This window comes from Pseudomonas sp. NFACC13-1 (assembly GCF_900104425.1).
Classification (GTDB): domain Bacteria; phylum Pseudomonadota; class Gammaproteobacteria; order Pseudomonadales; family Pseudomonadaceae; genus Aquipseudomonas; species Aquipseudomonas fluorescens_AA.
Genome location: NZ_FMXV01000011.1, coordinates 104,324 through 123,621 on the forward strand (window position 1 = coordinate 104,324; position 19,298 = coordinate 123,621).

Genomic DNA, 19,298 nt, shown 5'->3' on the forward strand with positions numbered 1-19,298 from the left:
CCCCTGGAAACGGTCTAACTTCCGATCAGGGCCCCTGCCCAGCAATATCTGATAACCAATGGAAACGAATTTCCCATAGCCAAAACCAACCACTTGGCTAGGCTTGCAGCCACATGTTCAACGCATGTCTTGAGTGAATGAATCGCAGGGAGCGAACCGATGTATTTTGAAATCTATCGACAGACCCGAGGCACCCCGAGCACCGGAAAAGGCCAATGGCGCTGGCGCTTGAGAGCCGGCAACCACGAAACGATCGCCAGTGGCGAAGCCTATGTGAACAAGAGTGACTGCCTTCACGCCGTCAGGTTGATCAAGAACGTCCATGACGAGACGCCCGTAAAAGAAATCTGAACAGCGCCAGGCGGGGTCCGTAGGCGCTGGCGAAGCCTGCGATCTTTTGATCTTGATCTTGATCTTGATCTTTCGCTTGAGATTCAAGTGTCAGGGAAAAGATCGCAGCCTCGTTGCACTCGACAGCGCCTACACCGATTCTTTTTTTGCTGTGACGATGGTTGCCAGGCAGGTAGGGTATACGGACGAAAACAGGAGGCCGGTGCAATGACTCGATCCACCCACAACCGCGACTGGCTGGTGCGGGCGCCCGAATCGAGGAAAATGGAACGCATCGAGGCTTACTTCAGCGGGCACGGCTACACCACCCATCGCCATGACACCTACGCCATCGGCATCACGCTTTCGGGCGTCCAGAGCTTCAACTATCGCCACAGCAAGCGTCATAGCCAACCCGGCGGCACCATCGTCCTGCACCCGGACGAGGTGCACGATGGCGAAGCAGGGACCCGCGATGGCTTTCGCTACCGGATGTTCTATATAGAGCCGTCGGTGATCCAGCAGGTGTTGGGGGGCAAGCCGCTGCCTTTCATCGAAGGTGGATTGTCCAGCGATCCTCACCTCAACATCGCGACCCGTCGATTGTTGAACAGCCTGGATCATCCCCTCGACCCGCTGGAGGAAGAGGACGCCATCTACGATGTGGCCCAGGCCCTCGACGTTGCGGCGGGCAACAGGCGCGGACGGCGGCTGATCGACTACCCGGCGGCGGAACGTGCCCGTCTGTTCATCCACGATGCCCTCGACCAGGTGATCACCCTGGACGATCTGGTGCAGGCAAGCGGCAGGGACCGATGGAGTCTGTCCCGGGATTTCCGGGCGCTGTACGGCACCAGCCCCTACCGCTACATCACCCAGCGCCGCTTGAGCGAAGCCCGGCGCCTGGCCTTCCACGGTACGCCATTGAGCGAAGTGGCCCTGGCCTGTGGTTTTTTCGATCAGAGCCACATGACCCGGTTGCATACCCAGGCCTTCGGTATTTCACCGGCACGCTGGCTGAACATGCTGCGCTAAGACAGCGACCTGGCAGCGCAAAAAGCTGCACGATCATCCAATACGCACGCTGGTTCGAACAATAAAGTAGGACGCACCACCCACCAAGGAGATGCCTCGATGACCCGTTACGCCCCCATCAACTTCGCCCAGAAATACACCCTGTTCCAGGAACAGTGGACGCCGAAAGTCGTGGCCGAAATGAACGACTACCAATTCAAGCTCGCCCGGCTCGAAGGCGACTTCATCTGGCACGCCCATGCCGATACGGATGAAACCTTCATCGTGCTGGAGGGCGAGCTGCGTATCGACTTTCGCGACGGCGCAGTGACGATTGGCCCGGGCGAGATGTACGTGGTCAAAAAAGGTGTGGAACATAAGCCCAGCGCCGCCCGGGAAGTGAAACTGCTGTTGATCGAGCCTCGCGGCGTGATCAATACCGGCGAAGAAACCAATGAGCGAACGGCGGTCAACGACGTCTGGATCTGACTGAGCCAGGCTCAATCGTATTCAGCTTCCTGGTGGTCGCCCAACACACCTGCATCGATCGGCCAACACAGGTCGGCGATCTGCCCGGCATCCAACACACCGGGCATCAGGACAAAGCCCTGCTGATGCAGGGCTTCCAGGAGGTCGTCAGTAGACACGACACCACCGGCTTCAGGTGCGGAAGCGGCCGGTCAGTTCCGCCAGGTTTCTCGACAGGCTCGAAAGCTGCTGACTGGCCTGCATGCTCTGGGCGGAATTGGATGCCGCTTCGTTGGACAAGTCGCGGATGTCGGAGATGTTGCGGGCGATCTCTTCGGTGACACTGCTCTGCTCCTCACACGCGTTGGCGATTTGAGCGGCCATGTCGTTGATCCGCTGGATAGAGCCGCTGGTACCGCTGAGCACCTGATCGACCCCTGCGGCGCGCTCGACGCTGTCCCGGGCCTTGCTGCTGCCCACATGCATGGCTTGCACGGCCTTGGCGACACCGTTTTGCAAGCGCTCGATGCGCACCTGAATGTCCTTGGTCGAGTCCTGGGTGCGTGCCGCCAAGGCCCTGACTTCGTCGGCCACGACAGCGAAACCGCGGCCTTGCTCACCCGCCCGTGCCGCCTCGATGGCCGCGTTCAGCGCGAGCAGGTTGGTCTGTTCGGCAATGCCCCGAATCACTTCGAGCACGGCGCCGATGCTGGAGGTTTCCTGGGCCAGTGCCTCGATCGTGCCCGAAGCGCTCTCCACTTCCTGGGCCAACTGGCGGATCGACTCGATGGTGTTATTGACGACCTCGGTGCCGTCGCGAGACTGGCTACTGGCTTGCTGCGCGGCGTCCGACGCGTTCACGGCGTTATGGGCTACCTCATGCACAGCCGCGCTCATCTGGGTCGCGGCGGTACTGACCTGGTCGAGGGCTGCATGTTCGCTGCTGATCAACCGATCGTTGGTCGCCGCCATCGTGGCCATGGCGCGCGCCGCGGCATCGACCTCGCCGGTTACCCGGCCCACTTCGGCAATCAGCGGTTGCAGTTTATCGAGGAATCGGTTGAACGCACTGCCAAGCTGCCCCAGTTCATCAGCTGAACGCACTTCGAGACGGCCTTTCAGATCGCCGCCGCCCTCGGCGATCTGTTCGACCCGATGCAACAGGCGGCGCATGGGGCGCAGCACGACCATTGGCAAGACAACAATCAGCAGGATGCATCCCAGCAGGCCGATCAGCAGAATACCGCCCTGCTGTATCCCAACCGCCTGGCCATGGTCAATCGCCGCTTGCCCCTCGCGCAGCGACGCTTCGTCTTCCAGCTCACCCAGCTTGTCGATGGCATCACGCATGGTGTCGAACTTACTTTCGCCGTCACCAAAACTCAGCGCACTGGCCGCCTGCGGATTGCTCGCGGCCTGCTCGACCACCTGTCGCGAAACCTGCGACCACTGTGCAAAGCGATCGTTGAACTGACTGACCAGCGCCAACGCCTCGGCACTGGGTTGCATCGCGGCATATTTCTGCACACGATCATAAGCTTGCTTCAGATTGTCCCGATGACTGGCACGCAGCGCCTCGGCATGACTGCCGGCATTGCCCCCGAGCAGGCTTCGCTCGGCCACAAAGGCCTGGTAGAGATCGCGATCCGCGTTGAGCAGCAGGCTGATGGCCGGCAGGTAGCGCTTGGTCAACTGCGTGCTCGATTCAGTCACCTGGCCGATGCCACGCATGCCCGACCACCCCATCAGTACCAACAACAGCGCCAGAAACCCAATGGGCAGAGTGATTTTCCAGCGAAAGCCCAGATCGGCGAAAAACCGTGGCATGGGGTGACTCCTTTCATGGGGATTAACTTGCCTATCGGCAGCCATGCCTTGAGCTATAGACCATTAGTCCAATTGTTACAAAGCCTTGGGCTGTGATCATGCAGGTTGCGGAGGGGGTCGTGCGGGATAAAAAAAGGCGGGGGGAGGCAATAGCTGCGGGGAGTTTTCTGACATTTCCCGCCCACATAATTTAGAGAATTTTCTGACTCATCATCTGATTGATGATTTCTCCAGCTTTTAGAGAACCTCGCAATGCGAGGAGACATTCCGAGTGACTCAGTGGTCCTCCAGGACTTTGCACAACTGAGCTGCATTCCCTAGGGATGGCTGCGACGTACTCGATGTCATAGCTCGGCGCTTGGATGCGGAGCCGGCCTCTCACAGGTAATGCCAGTCTAAGGATCGAACGACACACAACCTGTGGGAGCAAAGCTTGCTCGCGATGACGGCAGACCGGTCAATGCCGTTGTCGACTGGCTCACCCCAATCGCGAGCAAGCTTTGCTCCCACGGATTTGGGGGTTAACTGACTGGTATTAGACTCTCACAGAGGGCCATTTAGTCAGGGGCGAGCCTCATTCACGATGCTGAAGCCCCTCCGGCTTGCCCGGATCGATTACAAGCGGATCAGCAGAGAACGGGGACACGATTAGAGGCAGGCTGATTACATATGAATTCACAATTGTGGTCTGCCCCAATCTTTCTCCAGCATCCTATTTAATGGGCCATCTCCTGAGGCTGAGACGGCGTCATGGCGAGTCCTTTGCCCGCCAAACCAAACGAAAAAGCCCCTGAAATGTTCAACCATTTCAGGGGCTTAGTCGTATTCAATAATGGCGGAGAGATAGGGATTTGAACCCTAGGTACTGTCGCCAGTACAACGGATTTCGAATCCGTCCCGTTCGGCCACTCCGGCATCTCTCCAGTGGCGCGCATCATACCAGCACATTCGCCGGAAGCGAACCCCCGAGCGAATTTTTTTCCGTGCTATCAGATGCTTGCGTCGATTACAGCGGTACACCCAGGCGCTGGGCGACTTCTTCGTAGGCTTCGATGACGTCACCGAGGCCCTGGCGGAAGCGGTCCTTGTCCATCTTCTTCTTGGTGTCCTTGTCCCACAGGCGGCAGCCGTCCGGGCTGAACTCGTCGCCCAGGACGATGGAACCGTCGCTGAACACGCCGAATTCAAGCTTGAAGTCCACCAGCAGCAGGCCGGCGTCGTCGAACAGCTTGGTCAGCACCTCATTGACCTTGAGGGACAATTCCTTCATGCGGGCCAGTTGCTCGGTGGTGCCCCAACCGAATGCCACGACGTGGGATTCGTTGATGAACGGGTCGCCCTTGGCGTCGTCCTTCAGGAACAGCTCGAAGGTGTAGGGGTTGAGCTTCATGCCCTCTTCCACGCCCAGGCGCTTGACCAGGCTGCCGGCGGCGTAGTTACGCACGACGCATTCGACCGGGATCATGTCCAGCTTCTTGACCAGGCATTCGTTGTCGCCCAGCAGCTTGTCGAACTGGGTCGGCACGCCGGCGGCTTCGAGTTTTTGCATGATGAAGGCGTTGAACTTGTTGTTCACCATGCCCTTGCGGTCCAGCTGTTCGATGCGCTTGCCGTCGAACGCCGAGGTGTCGTTACGAAACAGCAGGATCAAGCGGTCAGCGTCGTCGGTCTTGTAAACCGACTTGGCTTTGCCGCGGTAGAGTTCTTCACGTTTTTCCATGATGGGCTCCGCTTGCTAAGTAGTGGGCTAGGCGATATGTCGCCAGTCGAGCCCTGAATCTTGATCGGCCAGTTGCAGCCAGTCCGGGTCGCACCCGAGGGTGTCGACGAAACATTGCCGGGCCAGCTGCGGCAGGTTGTTCTTGCTGCTCAGATGGGCCAGGACCAGATGTTGCAGGCCTTGCCAGCCCAACTCGGCCACCAGGAACGCGGCCTGGTGGTTGTTCAAATGTCCGTGCTCCCCGCCTACCCGCTGCTTGAGGAAGTACGGGTAGTAACCACGGGCCAGCATGTCACGGCAGTGGTTGGACTCGATCATCAATGCATCGAGGTCCCGGTAACTGTCCATCACCCTGTCGCAATACGACCCCAGGTCGGTGAGCAGCCCGAAGCGCCGCTCGCCGTCGCTGAATACATATTGCGTCGGTTCCCGGGCATCGTGCGCCACACTGACCACGCTGATGTCCAGGCTACCGATACGCAGTTGCTCGCCACCGACCACGAAGCCGGCTGGCTCGATGGGCTTGCGCAGGCCTGCCAGTGTCCCACGACTCAGGTACACCGGCAGATTGTAGCGCCGAGACAGCAAACCCACGCCATGCACGTGGTCGGCATGCTCGTGGGTCACAAGTATCGCGCTCAGTTGCGCCGGGTGCACACCCAGGCGCAACAGGCGTTTCTCGGTTTCCCGCAGGGAGAAACCACAATCGACCAACACGTACGTGCCAGCACTGGCGACCAGCGTGCCGTTGCCCTGGCTACCGCTGCCGAGAACGGCAAAACGCATCGGATCAGCCCAGGTTATCCTGAATCACGCTCAATACCTTGCGGGCCACATCGGCCGGCGCCACGGTGTTGATGTTCTTCTCGACAGTGACCTGGACGCTTTCGCCGACCTTGCTCAGGCGAACCTGGTAACGCTCGGCCCGGGCTTCGATCTCTTCCTTGTCCGGCTTGCTGCCGAACAGGCCACTGAAGAAGCCAGGCTTGTCGTCTTTCTTCTCGGCCTTCTCGGCGAGGTTGATGTAGTACAGGCCCAGGCTGCGGTTGATGTCCTCGACGCGCCACTCACCCTGTTCCAGCGCACGACCAACGCTCGACCAGGCACGGTCCAGGTCGGAGCCGACGTTGAGCACCGGGTTGCCGCTGCCGTCTTCGCTCAGGCTGACGCGGCTCGGCGCATCGAATTCCTTGGATGCCAGCATCGAGACCGAACCACCCTGCTCCGCCGTACGGCTCATGCTGGCGAGCATGTCATCCACCAGCGCAGCGTCGAGGCCGGTGTTGACCGAACGGTTGGTGAAGGCCACGTCGGCGGTGCTGCCGGCAGGACGCTCGGCGCTGACCACATAGATTTCACTGGTGTTGCGCTGCACGCCCGGCTCGATACGCACCCGCACGCGGGTTTCGCTGTCGGCCGCGACACCGGCGGCGCTCAAGCGCTTGGCCATGGCGGCGGACAGTTCATCGGAGCGCTGCCAGGTGGTGGTGAACTCGCCGGTCTGCGGGCGCTGTTCGTCCAGGCGGAAACCGTTGTCCTGGAAGAACTGGATCGCCACCGGCCAGACTTCGGCTGGCGGATGCTGGCCCATGACCCAGCTGGAATCGCCACTCTTCTGCAGGGTGTAGTCGCTGGCGTCGGCCACGGCCGACAGCGGCTGCGGACGAGGGACGACGTATTCGCCCTTGACGCTGTCGTCCGCGACGTTGCGCGGAATCGGCAGCAGCGGATCCAGGCGCTTGGCGATGTTGACGTCTTGCGGCAGTTGCATCGGTGCAGTCTGTTGCGCTTGCAGGTAATCGCTACCACGGTCGCGGAAGTAACCTTCCGGTCCCCAGATCCATCCGCAGCCGCTGGTGCTGGAGATAATCAAGGCAAGTGCGGAAAGTCCGGCCATTCGCTTCATGCGTTGTACTTCCTCAATTAAACCAGGACGCCGGACTGGCGCAGGGCCTGCCGCAGCGGTTCGTGACAGGGGGTGCTCAGCCAGGTCAGTGGCAAGCGGATGCCTTCGTGCATCAGGCCCATTTCGACCAAGGCCCACTTCACCGGAATCGGGTTGGCCTCGATGAACAGGTCCTTGTGCAGCGGCATCAGTTTTTCGTTGATGGCCCGAGCGGTCTCGGCGTCGCCCTTGAGCGCGGCCTCGCACAGGTCGGCCATTTCGCGCGGGGCAACGTTGGCGGTGACGGAGATGTTGCCCTTGCCACCCAGCAGGATCAGCTCCACCGCTGTCGGATCATCCCCGGACAGCACGATGAAGTCCTTGCTCACGCCATCGAGGATGGCCTTGGCGCGCTTCATGTCGCCGGTGGCTTCCTTGATGCCGATGATGTTCGGCACGGTGGACAGGCGGATCACGGTCTCGGCCTGCATGTCGCAGGAGGTGCGGCCAGGAACGTTATAGAGGATCTGCGGGATGTCGACGGCTTCGGCGATGTGCTTGAAGTGCTGGTACAAGCCTTCCTGGGTCGGCTTGTTGTAGTACGGGACGACCAGCAGGCAGGCGTCGGCACCGGCTTCCTTGGCGTTGCGGGTCAGCTCGACGGCTTCGCGAGTCGAGTTGGCGCCGGTACCGGCGATGACGGGGATGCGACCGTTGACCTGCTTGACCACGGCACGGATGACTTCGATGTGCTCATTGACGTCGAGGGTTGCCGACTCGCCGGTGGTACCGACGGCGACAATGGCATGGGTGCCGTTCTCAAGGTGGAAGTCCACGAGTTTGCTGAGGCTGGCCCAGTCAAGATGCCCTTGTGCATCCATGGGTGTGACCAGTGCCACCATACTGCCCGCAATCATGAAACCGCTCCTGCCGGAAAAAGAGAGCGGTAATGGTACTGGCGCCAAGATGCTTGTACAAGCGAACTACCATTCCCCTGGGCGATGGTTTTCGCTACCCTTCAGGCTTTGATCGGTACCGACAAGCTCATACGCCGGTTTCCAGCCTCCGTTTTCGACGCCACAAGCCCCGATCCCGGGTTTGTCCTGGTGCTTTCCCGCTGTCGCGGAATGCAGCGCAACCCCGGGCACAAGGCTTGAGCCGTTCGTTTTCCCGGGCCGGGCGCTGTGTCGAGCGGCAAAGGTACCGACCGCTCATCGCTTTAGGAATGCTGCATGTCCACCCCCACAGTCCGCGAACAATTCCTTGTTATCAGTGCCCTTGGCGCCAACCCCATGGAGCTGACTAACGTCCTGTGCCGCGCCAGCCATGAAAATCGCTGCGCCGTCGTGACCTCACGCCTGACCCGCCATGGCGAATGCAGTGCACTCGTGCTCGAGATCTCCGGCAGCTGGGACGCCCTGGCGCGCCTGGAAGGCAGCCTGCCGGTGCTGGCCAAGAAGCATGCCTTTACCGTCAACGTCGTGCGCAGCGCCGCCCTGGAGAACCGTCCACAGGCCCTGCCCTATGTGGCCTACGTGAGCTCGGCCTACCGTCCGGACATCATCAACGAGCTGTGCCAGTTCTTCATGGACCACCACGTCGAGCTGGAGAACCTGACCTGCGACACCTATCAGGCCCCACAGACCGGCGGCACCATGCTCAACGCCACGTTCACCGTGACCCTGCCCGCCGGCACCCAGATCAGCTGGCTGCGCGATCAGTTCCTGGACTTCGCCGATGCGATGAACCTGGATGCCCTGATCGAACCGTGGCGCCCACAAAACCCAATGTAAGGAAGCGTTCATGACCGTTGCCGTCGACCAGCCGGTTACCGATTTCCAGGCGCCCGCCACCAGCGGGCAGACCATCAGCCTCGCCGCCCTCAAGGGCAAGCAGGTGGTGATCTATTTCTACCCCAAGGACAGCACTCCCGGCTGCACCACCGAAGGCCAGGGCTTTCGCGATCAGTACGCGCAATTCCAGGCCGCCAACACCGAAGTGCTCGGCGTCTCCCGGGACAGTCTCAAGTCCCACGAGAACTTCAAGTGCAAGCAGGAGTTCCCGTTCGAACTGATCAGCGACAAGGACGAGACGGTCTGCCAGCTGTTCGACGTGATCAAGCTGAAGAAGCTCTACGGCAAGGAATACCTGGGCGTTGATCGCAGCACCTTCCTGATCGACAAGAACGGCGTGCTGCGCCAGGAATGGCGTGGCGTGAAGGTGCCGGGGCATGTGGATGCGGTGCTGGCGGCGGCCCAGGCCCTCAACAAGGGCTGAAACTTTCGCTGCATTTACTGGCGCTATCGCGAGCAAGCTCGCTCCCACACCGATTGATTAACATCACCAATCCAGTGTGGGAGCGAGCTTGCTCGCGATGAGGCCATCCGCCTCACCCCATCGGTCAAAGCTACAACAGCGGCGCGACAACCGGCTCCTTGCTCGGCCACGCATCCAGCACCGCCTTGAACAGCGTCGCCAGGGGAATCGCAAAGAACACCCCCCAGAATCCCCACAGCCCGCCAAACAGCAGCACCGCACAGATGATCGCCACCGGATGCAGGTTCACCGCCTCGGAGAACAACAGCGGCACCAGCACGTTGCCGTCCAGGGTCTGGATGATCCCGTAGACCGCCATCAGGTAGATGAACTGATCGCTCCAGCCCCACTGGAACAGCGCAATCAAGGCCACCGGCACGGTCACCACCACGGTGCCGACGTAAGGCACCACCACTGAAATGCCCACCAGCAGCGCCAGCAGGGCGGCGTAGTTGAGCCCCATGGTCACGAAACCGATATAGGTCACACCGCCGCAGATGAAAATCTCGATGACTTTTCCGCGAATGTAATTGGCGATCTGCCGATTCATCTCCTGGGCCACTCGAGTGATCAGCGCACGCTCACGAGGCAGGTAGCCACGCACCCAACGCCCGATCATTTCCCGGTCCTTGAGGAAGAAGAACACCAGGATCGGTACCAGCACCAGGTAGATCATGATGTTGACCAGAAGCGGCAGGCTGGACAGCGAGAACGTCAGGGCCCATTGGCCGAACTTGCCGATCTCGCCGCGTACCACTTCGATGGTCTGCAAAACCTGCTCGTCGGACACCAGGTGTGGATAACGCTCAGGCAGCAGCAATAGCAGGGACTGCCACTTGGCGAGCATCCCCGGCAACTCGTTGAACAAGGTCACCAACTGGTGCCAGAGCAACGGTACGATAACCACGATAAACACCACCAGCACGCCCATGAACAGGGCAAACACCAGCCCGACTGCCGCAGCGCCGGGCAGCCGCAAACGCTCCAGCGTCGTGACCAGCCCCTGCATGAGATACGCCAGCACCATTCCCGCCAGCACCGGTGCCAGCATGCCGCCCAGGGTCAGCACGGCGGTAAACGCCAGGAACAGCAGCACTGCCAGAACCACCGCCTCTTCATCGGAGAAGTAGCGCTGAATCCAATCGCGTAACACTTTGAACATTAAAAATCCTTAAGAGACGCTATCGGTTCTTTTCAGGCCTTTTTCAGCCAGTAACGGTAGACGCCGTTTTCGTCTTCTTCACGCAGCAGCGTATGACCGGCCAATCGGGCGAAGGTGCGAAAGTCACGTTGCGAGCCCGCATCCGTGGCGATCACCTTGAGCACACTGCCGCTGGCCAGGCGGTTGAGTTCCAGCTTGGCCTTGAGCAACGGCAACGGACAATTCAGGCCGCTGGCGTCCAGTTCGGCATCGTGGGCTACAGCATCAGTCATGGGTTCGCTCCGCGGCAGGTCGTTGAGCGGCCTAGAATATCTGGTCCCGGGCCCGGTGTCCGGCTACAGTAGGGTCTTTGTCAACTAAGGCTTCGTGCATGACATTTCTGCGCCCCACCCTGCTGACGCTCGCTTGCCTGCTTGCCTCACCGGGCTTCGCCGACGACTTGCCGTCACTTGGCGATGCCAGTTCTGCCATCGTCTCGCCAGAACAGGAGCACCAACTGGGCCGCGCCTGGCTGGCCCTGCTGCGCAGCCAGGTTTCACAGCTCAACGATCCACAGCTCAAGGACTACGTCGAAACCAGCGTGTACAAGCTGGTGGAAACCAGCCAGGTCAACGACCGGCGCCTGGAGTTCATCCTGATCAACAGCCCGCAGCTCAACGCCTTCGCCGCACCGGGCGGCATCGTCGGGGTCAACGGCGGCCTGTTCCTCAACGCGCAGACCGAAGGCGAATACGCCTCGGTCATGGCCCACGAACTGGCGCACTTGTCACAACGCCACTTCGCCCGCGGCGTCGAAGCCCAGCAACGCATGCAGGTGCCGATGATGGCGGCGCTGCTGGCTGGCATCGTGATTGCCGCCGCCGGTGGCGGTGACGCCGGGATCGCGGCCATCGCCGGGACCCAGGCCGCCGCCATCCAGGAACAACGGCGCTTCTCGCGCCAGAACGAACAGGAAGCCGATCGCATCGGCATCCAGAACCTCGAGAAGGCCGGCTACGACCCGCGGTCCATGCCAACCATGTTCGAGCGCCTGATGCGCCAGTACCGGTTCGACGCCAGGCCGCCGGAATTCCTGCTGACTCACCCGGTGACCGAATCGCGGATCGCCGACACCCGCAACCGCGCCGAACAGGCCAGGCCGGGCGGCATCGAAGACAGTGTGCGCTATCAACTGATTCGCGCGCGGGTCCAACTGACCTACGAAGAAACCCCGGGCCTGGGCGCCAAGCGTTTCCGGGCACAGCTGGATGAGAACCCGAAGAACGACGTGGCCCGCTATGGCCTGGCGATCGCGCAGATCAAGGGCGGCCAGTTGAATGACGCACGGGAGAATCTCAAGCCGTTACTGGCCAAATCGCCCAACGAGATCATCTACAACCTCGCCCAGGTGGACCTGGACATCACCAGCAACAAACTGGCCGACGCTCAATCCCGCGTCGACCGGATGCTGAGCCAGTACCCGGGCAACTATCCGCTGAACCAGGTACGCGTCGACCTGCTGCTCAAGCAGAACCGCCCCGCCGATGCCGAGAAAGCCCTGGAAACCTTGCTCAAGTCGCGCCCGGACGATCCGGACATCTGGTACATGGTGGCCGAGACCCGCGGGCTGTCAGGCAACATCATTGGCCTGCATCAGGCCCGTGCCGAGTATTTCGCCCTGGTGGGCGACTACCGTCAGGCCATCCAGCAACTGGACTTCGCCAAACGGCGCGCCGGCACCAATTTCCCCCTGTCGTCGCGCATCGATGCCCGCCAGCGGGAACTCATGGAGCAGGAACGCATGGTCAAGGACATGATGGGCTGAGCATTCGCCAGGCGTAAAAAAACCGCCTCTTTCGAGGCGGTTTTTTTAGTGGCTAACCGATCATTCGGCCAGCTTGAAGGTGATGAAGCTCGCACGGCCCTGTCGCAGGACCCGCATCGATACCGAACGATTCTTCGGCAATGCCTTGGCAATGTCGGTGAACTCCTTGGCCGAACCGATGGCCTGGTTGTTCAGGTGCGTGATGATGTCGCCCGGTTGAAGACCGATCAACGCGGCAGGACCGTCCTGCACTTCCTTGATCACCACACCGCCCTGGAGCTCCAGGGTGCGCTTCTGCTCTTCGGTCAGCTCTGCCACGGCCACGCCCAGGCGGTTGCTGCTGCGCTCGACGCCGGACTTGGGCAGCGAATCCAGCTCCTTGCCCTCTTCAGGAATGGCCCCGACGGTCAACTCGACATTCTTGCGCTTGCCCTCGCGAATCACTTCCAGATTGGCCTTGGAGCCAGCCTTGAGGGCCCCCACCAGGTGCGGCAGGTCGGCGGACATGATGATCGGCTGACCATTCATGCTCAGAATCACGTCACCCACTTGCAGACCGCCCTTGGCAGCCGGGCCACCTTCCTGGATCTGCGCCACCAGCGCACCGGCGGGTTTATCCAGCCCGAACGACTCGGCCAGGTCCTTGTTCACTTCCTGGATCACCACCCCCAACCAGCCACGGCTGACCTTGCCTTCGCTCTTCAGTTGGTTGGACACGTCCAGGGCAACGTCGATCGGAATCGCGAACGACACGCCCATGAAGCCGCCCGAACGGGTGTAGATCTGGGAATTGATACCGACCACTTCACCGTTGAGGTTGAACAGCGGGCCACCGGAGTTACCCGGATTTATCGGTACGTCGGTCTGGATGAACGGCACGTAGTTTTCGTTCGGCAGGCTGCGACCGATGGCACTGACAATACCCTGGGTCACGGTGTGGTCGAAGCCGAACGGCGAACCGATGGCAACGACCCATTGGCCGGCTTTCAGGTCCTGGGATTTACCCAGTTTGAGCACCGGCAGGTCCTTGGCCTCGATTTTCAACAGCGCCACGTCGGAACGTGGGTCGGTGCCGATCAGCTTGGCCTTGAGCTCGCTGCGGTCGGCCAGGCGAACCAGGATTTCGTCGGCATCGGCGATCACATGGTTGTTGGTCAGGATGTAGCCATCAGGCGAAATGATGAAGCCCGACCCCAGGGATTGGGCTTCGCGCTGACGGCCACCGCCGGGCGAACGGGGTTGTTGTGGCATGCCACGCTCGAAGAACTCCCGCAGCATCGGCGGCAAGCCTTCCAGGTCCGGCATCTGCTGGTCCGATACACGGCGATCCGGCAGCTTCTGGGTCGTGCTGATGTTCACCACGGCGGGTGAAGCCTGCTCGACCAGTTGCGTGAAATCAGGCAATTCGACCGCCACGGCAGGAACGGCCTGGCCGAGCACAAGCACGGTGGCAAAGATGGAGAGATAGGTTTTCAAGCGTGGTATCGACATACGGCTCCCGTTACGACGAGCATGGTTAAGCGATATGGAGCAAGGAATACCAGGGAAAGATACGCCGGTATTTTTGTTCCGGGAACAGACAAGGCCAGAGCCGAGCGGCTCTGACCTATAGAAAAAAAGCTGGGTTTTTGCAAATGAAAATGCTGACAGGAAGTTTCGGCATTTCGATCAAGCCCTGGCGTCATCAGCCTCTCGCGCAATCGAATCACCCGCGCCGTCAACCGGCTATTGAGTCGCGGTGACGTCGGAGCGCATGGAAAGCGCGATCCGTTCCGCCGTACCGATAGGAATCTCACCGACCACCGTGACCATCATTTCGCCCTGTGGCGTCGTGAGCCTGCGGGAGACGGCAGCCGTCGGACCGAGTTGAGTACGGGTATCGGTGGCATTGGCACCGTTCAACGGCTCCAGGAACACCGAGAAGCGTGCCAGGCCATCGTCGTACATCAAGCTGCTGACCTGGATCTGGGTGTCCGGGTCTTTGCGCATGGCACTGCTGGTCAGTTCAAAGCCGGGCGGCAACCAGTCCGAGTGCCAGGCGGCTTTCACCGCAACGGCCTTGCCGGGATCCTGCGCGACAGCCTTGCATTCGGCGCTGGCTTGCAGCTCACCGTCCGTGGGCACTGCGACGTTCAAGCGAGTGAACTGGAAACGTTCGAGCAACTGGCCCTTGTCATTGAGCAACAGGGACTTGAGCGGCAGGCCGGTCTCTTTGTCCAGGTGCAGCTCGAAGCCATAACGATGCTGGTCCTTGGGCGTCAACGCCACGATGACCGCTTGACGCCCGGCCACGCGCGACTTGCCTACGACGGCAAGGTCATACCAATTCTTGAGTTTTTGCGGATCGAGCGCACGTGAAGTGCCGTCCGGCGCATTGCCCAGCCCCGCGATCAAGGAGCCGCTGACGCATTGAGTATGCCCATCAATGCGCAGGACTTCCTGTGCCGAGCCGTCGAGCTGGAGTAACCGCTCGCGGACCTTGCCATCCTGGACGCGATGCCAGATGTTATGCGTAGAAAAACTACCGTTGCGCTCGTAAACGAAAGTGCCCTGGAAGCTCTGCTGTTGCTCGGCTTGACTCAGGCGGCTCAACCAGTCCTGAGCCTCATCGGCATGGGCTGGAATCGCACACCAGCCACCAAGCATAAGCGTGAAGAGAGGTATGGCGCGCAATGGTTTTCCTTATTAACGGTTTTCCAGGCTGGCGGCACGGGCGTAAGGCAGCGCGCTTTCGGTACCTTTCAGGGCAGCTTGCTGGGCATGCTGACGCAGGTAGTTGGGCAGACGCTGATCATGCCAGCCGGGCTGGCCTTGCAGAACACCGTTGACCATCGGGCCCGCGGTTTCCGAACCTTCGCTGTAACCGGCCAATACCGCTGGGCCCTTGACCTGTGGAGCGGCCAAGCCAGGCTGGTTGGACTGCTGCGCCATTTGCACGCCGGCAATCTCATCCTGGTTGTACAGGCGCACACCGGCCAATACGGCAACGGTGACCGACGCGGCTACCGCCAGGCGACCCAGGCTGCGCCATGGTCCGCGTGAGGCTTTTGCCGGTACGGCTTCGTCAGCCAATGCAGCAGAAACGGCCGCGGCGATGTCCAGGCGTGGAAGCAGCAAATCCTTGTGCATGACAGCCCGGGCGATCTGGTAACGAGCCCAGGTCTCACGTGTTTCAACATCGTCGAAGGCATTCAGTACCCGACGCAATTCAAGTTCGTCCGCTTCGTTGTCCATAACTGCGGACAGCGATTCCTGCAGGGCTTCACGACTCATGGCGTTCCTCTCTTGGCTGTCGCCGCTGTCTCTAGTTTTCCTGCAACAAGGGTTGCAGGGCTTTATCGATGGCCTCCCGAGCGCGGAAAATCCGGGAGCGCACGGTGCCCACAGGACATTGCATGACGCTCGCAATGTCTTCGTAACTCAGACCGTCGAATTCACGTAAAGTTAAAGCCGTACCGCAAATCTTCAGGCAGTTGCTGGATGGTTCGATGGACGGTGCCTTCAATCTCATCCCGCAGCAACGCACGTTCCGGTGATTCGAGATCCTTGAGGCCATGATCGCCATCATAGAACTCGGCATCTTCAGAACTTACGTCACTATCCGGCGGCCGGCGGCCGCGTGAAACCAGATAGTTTTTCGCCGTGTTAATGGCGATGCGGTAAAGCCACGTGTAAAACGCGCTGTCCCCGCGGAAATTACCAAGTGCGCGGTAGGCCTTGATGAAGGCTTCCTGAGCGACATCCTGCGCTTCATGGGTGTCGTGCACGAAACGCACGATCAACCCGAGAATTTTGTGCTGGTATTTCAGCACTAGCAGATCGAAAGCTCGCTTGTCGCCGCGTTGGACCCGCTCGACCAGCTGCTGATCCTCTTCCTGGGTTAGCATGAACACTCCTCGATAAGCTCGAAGGAGGCTTGCATTACTAATTGACCGGGCTTGCAAACATAGACTCGGGCTTTTCGCAAAAGTTCTCCCCCTTCCAAGCAAGTTTCCGGCGCGCTCTGATCTCGGCACGCACGAAAAACGCAGCAGGAGATTCCCCGGCTGCGCGAATAATCTGTCATCGGGTCTGTCGGCCGAGATTCCAATCGAAATCTTGCACCAACCCGACGCTGCTCCCTTTTGCAGACAACCGTCTATTGAACGTAGGCGCTTGGCAAAAGTTCCCGCTATTTACACCACCATGAACTGAATATCAGGCCCCCATGACGTGATAAACAGCGTTCTGTCCTCGAAACGGCCGCCTTTATCGGCTCAAAGCCAAGCGGATGATCCGACGAAGCGGGTCGCTTTTCTGTCACGCTGGTTTCACATTGCCATGAATGCCCGACTATTGTGCCGATCCCCCCCTCTATATACTAGTGGGCTGCGTGGCTGCCCGACCCGTTGAAGCGGTGTCTGGCGCCAACCCCGACCCGGGTCGCCTTGAGCGGAAACCATTCGAATGAGCCAACAGTTTCAACACGATGTTCTGGTAATCGGCAGCGGAGCCGCCGGATTGAGCCTGGCGCTGACCTTGCCTGCGCATTTGCGCATCGCAGTGCTGAGCAAGGGCGATCTGGCCAACGGTTCGACCTTCTGGGCCCAGGGCGGTGTCGCCGCCGTGCTGGACGATACCGACACCATTGAATCCCATGTCGACGACACCCTCAACGCCGGCGGTGGCCTTTGCGATCCGCAAGCGGTGCGTTTCACCGTCGAGCACAGCCGGGAAGCCATCCAGTGGCTGATCGACCAGGGCGTGCCGTTTACCCGTGACGAACAATCGGGCACCGAAGACGGCGGTTTCGAGTTCCATCTGACCCGCGAAGGCGGCCATAGCCATCGGCGCATCATCCACGCGGCCGACGCCACGGGGGCGGCGATCTTCAAGACCCTGCTCGCCCAGGCGCGATTACGACCGAACATCGAATTGCTGGAACAGCGCGTCGCGGTCGACCTGATCACCCAAAAACGCCTGGGCCTGGACGGTGACCGCTGCCTGGGCGCCTACGTGCTCAATCGCGGCACCGGCGAAGTCGACACCTACGGCGCGCGCTTCGTCGTCCTGGCGTCCGGTGGCGCGGCGAAAGTCTACCTCTATACCAGCAACCCCGACGGCGCTTGCGGCGACGGCATCGCCATGGCCTGGCGTTCGGGTTGCCGGGTGGCGAACCTGGAGTTCAATCAGTTCCACCCCACCTGCCTCTATCACCCACTGGCCAAGAGCTTCCTGGTGACCGAGGCCCTGCGTGGCGAAGGGGCCCATTTGAAGCTCCCCAACGGCGAACGCTTCATGCAACGCTTCGATCCGCGCGCCGAACTGGCGCCGCGCGACATCGTCGCCCGGGCCATCGACCACGAAATGAAGCGCCTGGGTATCGATTGCGTCTACCTGGACATCAGCCACAAGCCCGAAGCGTTCATCAAGAGCCACTTCCCGACGGTGTACGAGCGCTGCCTGGAGTTTTCCATCGACATCACCAAACAACCAATCCCGGTGGTGCCAGCGGCGCACTATACCTGCGGCGGCGTGATGGTCGACCAACACGGCCGCACCGACGTGCCTGGCCTGTATGCCATTGGCGAAACCAGCTTCACCGGCCTGCACGGCGCCAATCGCATGGCCAGCAATTCGCTGCTGGAATGTTTCGTCTACGCCCGTTCGGCGGCGGCAGACATCCTCGAGCAACTGCCGCAGATCGCCATTCCGGTCGCCCTGCCCTCGTGGGACGCCAGCCAGGTCACCGACTCGGACGAAGACGTGATCATTGCCCACAACTGGGATGAACTGCGGCGCTTCATGTGGGACTACGTGGGCATCGTACGCACCAACAAACGCCTGCAACGGGCACAGCATCGGGTGCGCTTGCTGCTGGATGAGATCGACGAGTTCTACAGCAACTACAAAGTCAGCCGCGACCTGATCGAACTGCGCAACCTGGCCCAGGTGGCGGAACTGATGATTCGCTCGGCCATGGAACGCAAGGAAAGCCGGGGGCTGCATTACACCCTCGACTACCCGAACCTGCTGCCCGAGGCACTGGACACTATCCTGGTGCCGCCCACCTACGCCGACTGAACCTGAGCCGCACCCGCAGGCGCCGATGGACATCCGGCGCCAGCGCGTCGCGGAGCACGCACAGCGATCGGACCCGTCGCTCACCCTGCAATCGGAAACGCAGCACGATGATCAGCGGCAGCGCCAGACTATCGGGGCGCAACTGCACAGCCCGCCAGCCATCGGCCCGGCTCCAGAGCTGCCAGCCAGCGGCATTGCGGCGCAATCCGCAAAAGGCCCGGCGATGGGTCAGCACCACATGCCGGGGGATCGCCCAGGCGCCATGGGCCAGGCACACGATAATGCCAAGCGCGGCGCACCAGGACGCGATGGACAACAGCAACAACGAACCCAGGGCGAACACCTGGGCCAGCAGATAGGCCGCCAGCAGTTGCCCGGAGGCCTGCCAGCGGCATTCGAAGCGATTACTTAGGTTGGACACGGTCCAGGATCATCCGGACCATGCGCTGCAACTCGGGGTCTTCGGACTCGCTGCGCTCCATGAACCAGCCGAACATGTCCTGATCCTCGCATTCGAGCAGGCGGACGTAGCATGCACGGTCCACTTCATTGAGGTGGGGGTAAACCTCTTTAACGAACGGCACCAGCAACACGTCCAGCTCAAGCATGCCGCGGCGGCTGTGCCAGTAGAGGCGATTCAGTTCAACATCTTCGACCATGGAGCGCTCCTCAAATAGAGCGCAAGTATACAGGCCTCGCCACAGCGCGA

At 60.8% G+C, this 19,298-nt stretch carries 19 protein-coding genes, 1 tRNA gene and 4 pseudogenes; 8 read left to right on the forward strand and 16 right to left on the reverse strand.

Going from position 1 to position 19,298, the window contains the following annotated elements; genetic code table 11:
• Positions 1 to 159: 159 nt before the first annotated feature.
• From BLQ55_RS15545 to BLQ55_RS15555, 3 genes are all read left to right on the forward strand, one after another.
• A complete protein-coding gene (locus BLQ55_RS15545) occupies positions 160 to 351 on the forward strand; it encodes a YegP family protein (RefSeq protein WP_092204443.1) in 192 nt (63 codons plus the stop codon).
• Positions 352 to 558: 207 nt separating this feature from the next.
• Positions 559 to 1,365 (forward strand): AraC family transcriptional regulator, encoded by an 807-nt coding sequence (locus tag BLQ55_RS15550; protein ID WP_092254994.1) that lies wholly within the window; start codon positions 559 to 561, stop codon positions 1,363 to 1,365.
• A 99-nt stretch (positions 1,366 to 1,464) separates the two neighbouring features.
• On the forward strand, positions 1,465 to 1,833 hold the full coding sequence (locus BLQ55_RS15555; RefSeq protein ID WP_092204441.1) for a cupin domain-containing protein: 369 nt from the start codon (positions 1,465 to 1,467) through the stop codon (positions 1,831 to 1,833).
• A gap of 53 nt (positions 1,834 to 1,886) precedes the next feature.
• Here BLQ55_RS15555 and BLQ55_RS32535 read toward each other — a convergent pair.
• From BLQ55_RS32535 to BLQ55_RS32895, 3 genes and pseudogenes are all read right to left on the reverse strand, one after another.
• Positions 1,887 to 1,991, reverse strand: a pseudogene (locus BLQ55_RS32535) (dioxygenase); the annotation flags it as partial.
• Positions 1,992 to 2,004: 13 nt separating this feature from the next.
• The gene (locus BLQ55_RS32890) at positions 2,005 to 2,793 is read right to left on the reverse strand and encodes a methyl-accepting chemotaxis protein (RefSeq protein ID WP_371128537.1); all 789 of its coding nucleotides are present in this window, start codon (positions 2,791 to 2,793) and stop codon (positions 2,005 to 2,007) included.
• Positions 2,794 to 2,862: 69 nt separating this feature from the next.
• Positions 2,863 to 3,684: pseudogene (locus BLQ55_RS32895) on the reverse strand (MCP four helix bundle domain-containing protein); the annotation flags it as partial.
• Between the two features lie 186 nt (positions 3,685 to 3,870).
• On the opposite strand from BLQ55_RS32895, the pseudogene BLQ55_RS32540 reads away from it, so the two are divergent.
• A pseudogene (locus tag BLQ55_RS32540) lies at positions 3,871 to 4,027 on the forward strand (short-chain dehydrogenase); the annotation flags it as partial.
• A gap of 445 nt (positions 4,028 to 4,472) precedes the next feature.
• Here BLQ55_RS32540 and BLQ55_RS15570 read toward each other — a convergent pair.
• The 5 genes from BLQ55_RS15570 to dapA form a co-directional block, all read right to left on the reverse strand.
• Positions 4,473 to 4,562, reverse strand: a tRNA-Ser gene (locus tag BLQ55_RS15570).
• Positions 4,563 to 4,645: 83 nt separating this feature from the next.
• Positions 4,646 to 5,359: a phosphoribosylaminoimidazolesuccinocarboxamide synthase gene (gene purC / locus BLQ55_RS15575; protein WP_057449754.1), complete on the reverse strand. Its 714-nt coding sequence runs from the start codon at positions 5,357 to 5,359 to the stop codon at positions 4,646 to 4,648.
• Positions 5,360 to 5,386: 27 nt separating this feature from the next.
• The gene (locus BLQ55_RS15580; RefSeq protein WP_060738757.1) at positions 5,387 to 6,145 is read right to left on the reverse strand and encodes an MBL fold metallo-hydrolase; all 759 of its coding nucleotides are present in this window, start codon (positions 6,143 to 6,145) and stop codon (positions 5,387 to 5,389) included.
• A 4-nt stretch (positions 6,146 to 6,149) separates the two neighbouring features.
• Positions 6,150 to 7,265 (reverse strand): outer membrane protein assembly factor BamC, encoded by a 1,116-nt coding sequence (bamC, locus tag BLQ55_RS15585; RefSeq protein WP_092254997.1) that lies wholly within the window; start codon positions 7,263 to 7,265, stop codon positions 6,150 to 6,152.
• Positions 7,266 to 7,282: 17 nt separating this feature from the next.
• Positions 7,283 to 8,161 carry a 4-hydroxy-tetrahydrodipicolinate synthase gene (gene dapA / locus BLQ55_RS15590; protein WP_060738759.1) on the reverse strand — a complete coding sequence of 293 codons (879 nt, stop codon included), beginning with the start codon at positions 8,159 to 8,161 and terminating at the stop codon, positions 7,283 to 7,285.
• 315 nt (positions 8,162 to 8,476) lie between these two features.
• On the opposite strand from dapA, the gene BLQ55_RS15595 reads away from it, so the two are divergent.
• Together BLQ55_RS15595 and BLQ55_RS15600 are read left to right on the forward strand one after the other, a co-directional pair.
• Positions 8,477 to 9,037 (forward strand): glycine cleavage system transcriptional repressor, encoded by a 561-nt coding sequence (locus BLQ55_RS15595; RefSeq protein WP_003184325.1) that lies wholly within the window; start codon positions 8,477 to 8,479, stop codon positions 9,035 to 9,037.
• A 10-nt stretch (positions 9,038 to 9,047) separates the two neighbouring features.
• Positions 9,048 to 9,521 (forward strand): peroxiredoxin, encoded by a 474-nt coding sequence (locus BLQ55_RS15600; protein WP_092255000.1) that lies wholly within the window; start codon positions 9,048 to 9,050, stop codon positions 9,519 to 9,521.
• 130 nt (positions 9,522 to 9,651) lie between these two features.
• On the opposite strand, the gene BLQ55_RS15605 is transcribed toward BLQ55_RS15600, so the two are convergent.
• Together BLQ55_RS15605 and BLQ55_RS15610 are read right to left on the reverse strand one after the other, a co-directional pair.
• A complete protein-coding gene (locus BLQ55_RS15605; RefSeq protein ID WP_092204436.1) occupies positions 9,652 to 10,722 on the reverse strand; it encodes an AI-2E family transporter in 1,071 nt (356 codons plus the stop codon).
• Between the two features lie 32 nt (positions 10,723 to 10,754).
• Positions 10,755 to 10,994 carry a sulfurtransferase TusA family protein gene (locus BLQ55_RS15610; protein ID WP_053120054.1) on the reverse strand — a complete coding sequence of 80 codons (240 nt, stop codon included), beginning with the start codon at positions 10,992 to 10,994 and terminating at the stop codon, positions 10,755 to 10,757.
• Positions 10,995 to 11,092: 98 nt separating this feature from the next.
• On the opposite strand from BLQ55_RS15610, the gene BLQ55_RS15615 reads away from it, so the two are divergent.
• Entirely contained in the window at positions 11,093 to 12,526 is a 1,434-nt protein-coding gene (locus tag BLQ55_RS15615; protein ID WP_092204435.1) for a M48 family metalloprotease, read from the forward strand.
• Between the two features lie 60 nt (positions 12,527 to 12,586).
• Here BLQ55_RS15615 and BLQ55_RS15620 read toward each other — a convergent pair whose 3' ends face one another.
• From BLQ55_RS15620 to rpoE, 4 genes and pseudogenes are all read right to left on the reverse strand, one after another.
• Entirely contained in the window at positions 12,587 to 14,017 is a 1,431-nt protein-coding gene (locus BLQ55_RS15620; RefSeq protein ID WP_092204434.1) for a DegQ family serine endoprotease, read from the reverse strand.
• A gap of 234 nt (positions 14,018 to 14,251) precedes the next feature.
• A complete protein-coding gene (locus BLQ55_RS15630; RefSeq protein WP_092204433.1) occupies positions 14,252 to 15,199 on the reverse strand; it encodes a MucB/RseB C-terminal domain-containing protein in 948 nt (315 codons plus the stop codon).
• 12 nt (positions 15,200 to 15,211) lie between these two features.
• A complete protein-coding gene (locus tag BLQ55_RS15635; RefSeq protein ID WP_014337028.1) occupies positions 15,212 to 15,799 on the reverse strand; it encodes a sigma-E factor negative regulatory protein in 588 nt (195 codons plus the stop codon).
• 31 nt (positions 15,800 to 15,830) lie between these two features.
• A pseudogene (rpoE, locus tag BLQ55_RS15640) lies at positions 15,831 to 16,413 on the reverse strand (RNA polymerase sigma factor RpoE).
• Positions 16,414 to 16,972: 559 nt separating this feature from the next.
• Here rpoE and nadB point away from each other — a divergent pair.
• On the forward strand, positions 16,973 to 18,589 hold the full coding sequence (nadB, locus tag BLQ55_RS15645; protein ID WP_092204431.1) for an L-aspartate oxidase: 1,617 nt from the start codon (positions 16,973 to 16,975) through the stop codon (positions 18,587 to 18,589).
• Here nadB and BLQ55_RS15650 read toward each other — a convergent pair.
• On the reverse strand, positions 18,558 to 19,010 hold the full coding sequence (locus BLQ55_RS15650) for a protein YgfX (protein WP_092255003.1): 453 nt from the start codon (positions 19,008 to 19,010) through the stop codon (positions 18,558 to 18,560). The two genes, nadB and BLQ55_RS15650, sit on opposite strands and share 32 nt — an antisense overlap.
• A complete protein-coding gene (locus BLQ55_RS15655) occupies positions 18,994 to 19,248 on the reverse strand; it encodes an FAD assembly factor SdhE (RefSeq protein ID WP_003184348.1) in 255 nt (84 codons plus the stop codon). Before BLQ55_RS15655 ends, BLQ55_RS15650 begins: the two co-directional genes overlap by 17 nt.
• Positions 19,249 to 19,298 lie beyond the last annotated feature (50 nt).

Coding starts and splice junctions, on each gene's coding strand:
- BLQ55_RS15615 (WP_092204435.1), top strand. CDS start 11,093: ATGACATTTCTGCGCCCCACCCTGCTGACGCTCGCTTGCCTGCTTGCC.
- BLQ55_RS15620 (WP_092204434.1), bottom strand. CDS start 14,017: ATGTCGATACCACGCTTGAAAACCTATCTCTCCATCTTTGCCACCGTG.
- BLQ55_RS32890 (WP_371128537.1), bottom strand. CDS start 2,793: ATGGCCACGATGGCGGCGACCAACGATCGGTTGATCAGCAGCGAACAT.
- BLQ55_RS15605 (WP_092204436.1), bottom strand. CDS start 10,722: ATGTTCAAAGTGTTACGCGATTGGATTCAGCGCTACTTCTCCGATGAA.
- BLQ55_RS15635 (WP_014337028.1), bottom strand. CDS start 15,799: ATGAGTCGTGAAGCCCTGCAGGAATCGCTGTCCGCAGTTATGGACAAC.
- nadB (WP_092204431.1), top strand. CDS start 16,973: ATGAGCCAACAGTTTCAACACGATGTTCTGGTAATCGGCAGCGGAGCC.
- bamC (WP_092254997.1), bottom strand. CDS start 7,265: ATGAAGCGAATGGCCGGACTTTCCGCACTTGCCTTGATTATCTCCAGC.
- BLQ55_RS15550 (WP_092254994.1), top strand. CDS start 559: ATGACTCGATCCACCCACAACCGCGACTGGCTGGTGCGGGCGCCCGAA.
- BLQ55_RS15545 (WP_092204443.1), top strand. CDS start 160: ATGTATTTTGAAATCTATCGACAGACCCGAGGCACCCCGAGCACCGGA.
- BLQ55_RS15610 (WP_053120054.1), bottom strand. CDS start 10,994: ATGACTGATGCTGTAGCCCACGATGCCGAACTGGACGCCAGCGGCCTG.
- purC (WP_057449754.1), bottom strand. CDS start 5,359: ATGGAAAAACGTGAAGAACTCTACCGCGGCAAAGCCAAGTCGGTTTAC.
- BLQ55_RS15555 (WP_092204441.1), top strand. CDS start 1,465: ATGACCCGTTACGCCCCCATCAACTTCGCCCAGAAATACACCCTGTTC.
- dapA (WP_060738759.1), bottom strand. CDS start 8,161: ATGATTGCGGGCAGTATGGTGGCACTGGTCACACCCATGGATGCACAA.
- BLQ55_RS15595 (WP_003184325.1), top strand. CDS start 8,477: ATGTCCACCCCCACAGTCCGCGAACAATTCCTTGTTATCAGTGCCCTT.
- BLQ55_RS15655 (WP_003184348.1), bottom strand. CDS start 19,248: ATGGTCGAAGATGTTGAACTGAATCGCCTCTACTGGCACAGCCGCCGC.
- BLQ55_RS15580 (WP_060738757.1), bottom strand. CDS start 6,145: ATGCGTTTTGCCGTTCTCGGCAGCGGTAGCCAGGGCAACGGCACGCTG.
- BLQ55_RS15600 (WP_092255000.1), top strand. CDS start 9,048: ATGACCGTTGCCGTCGACCAGCCGGTTACCGATTTCCAGGCGCCCGCC.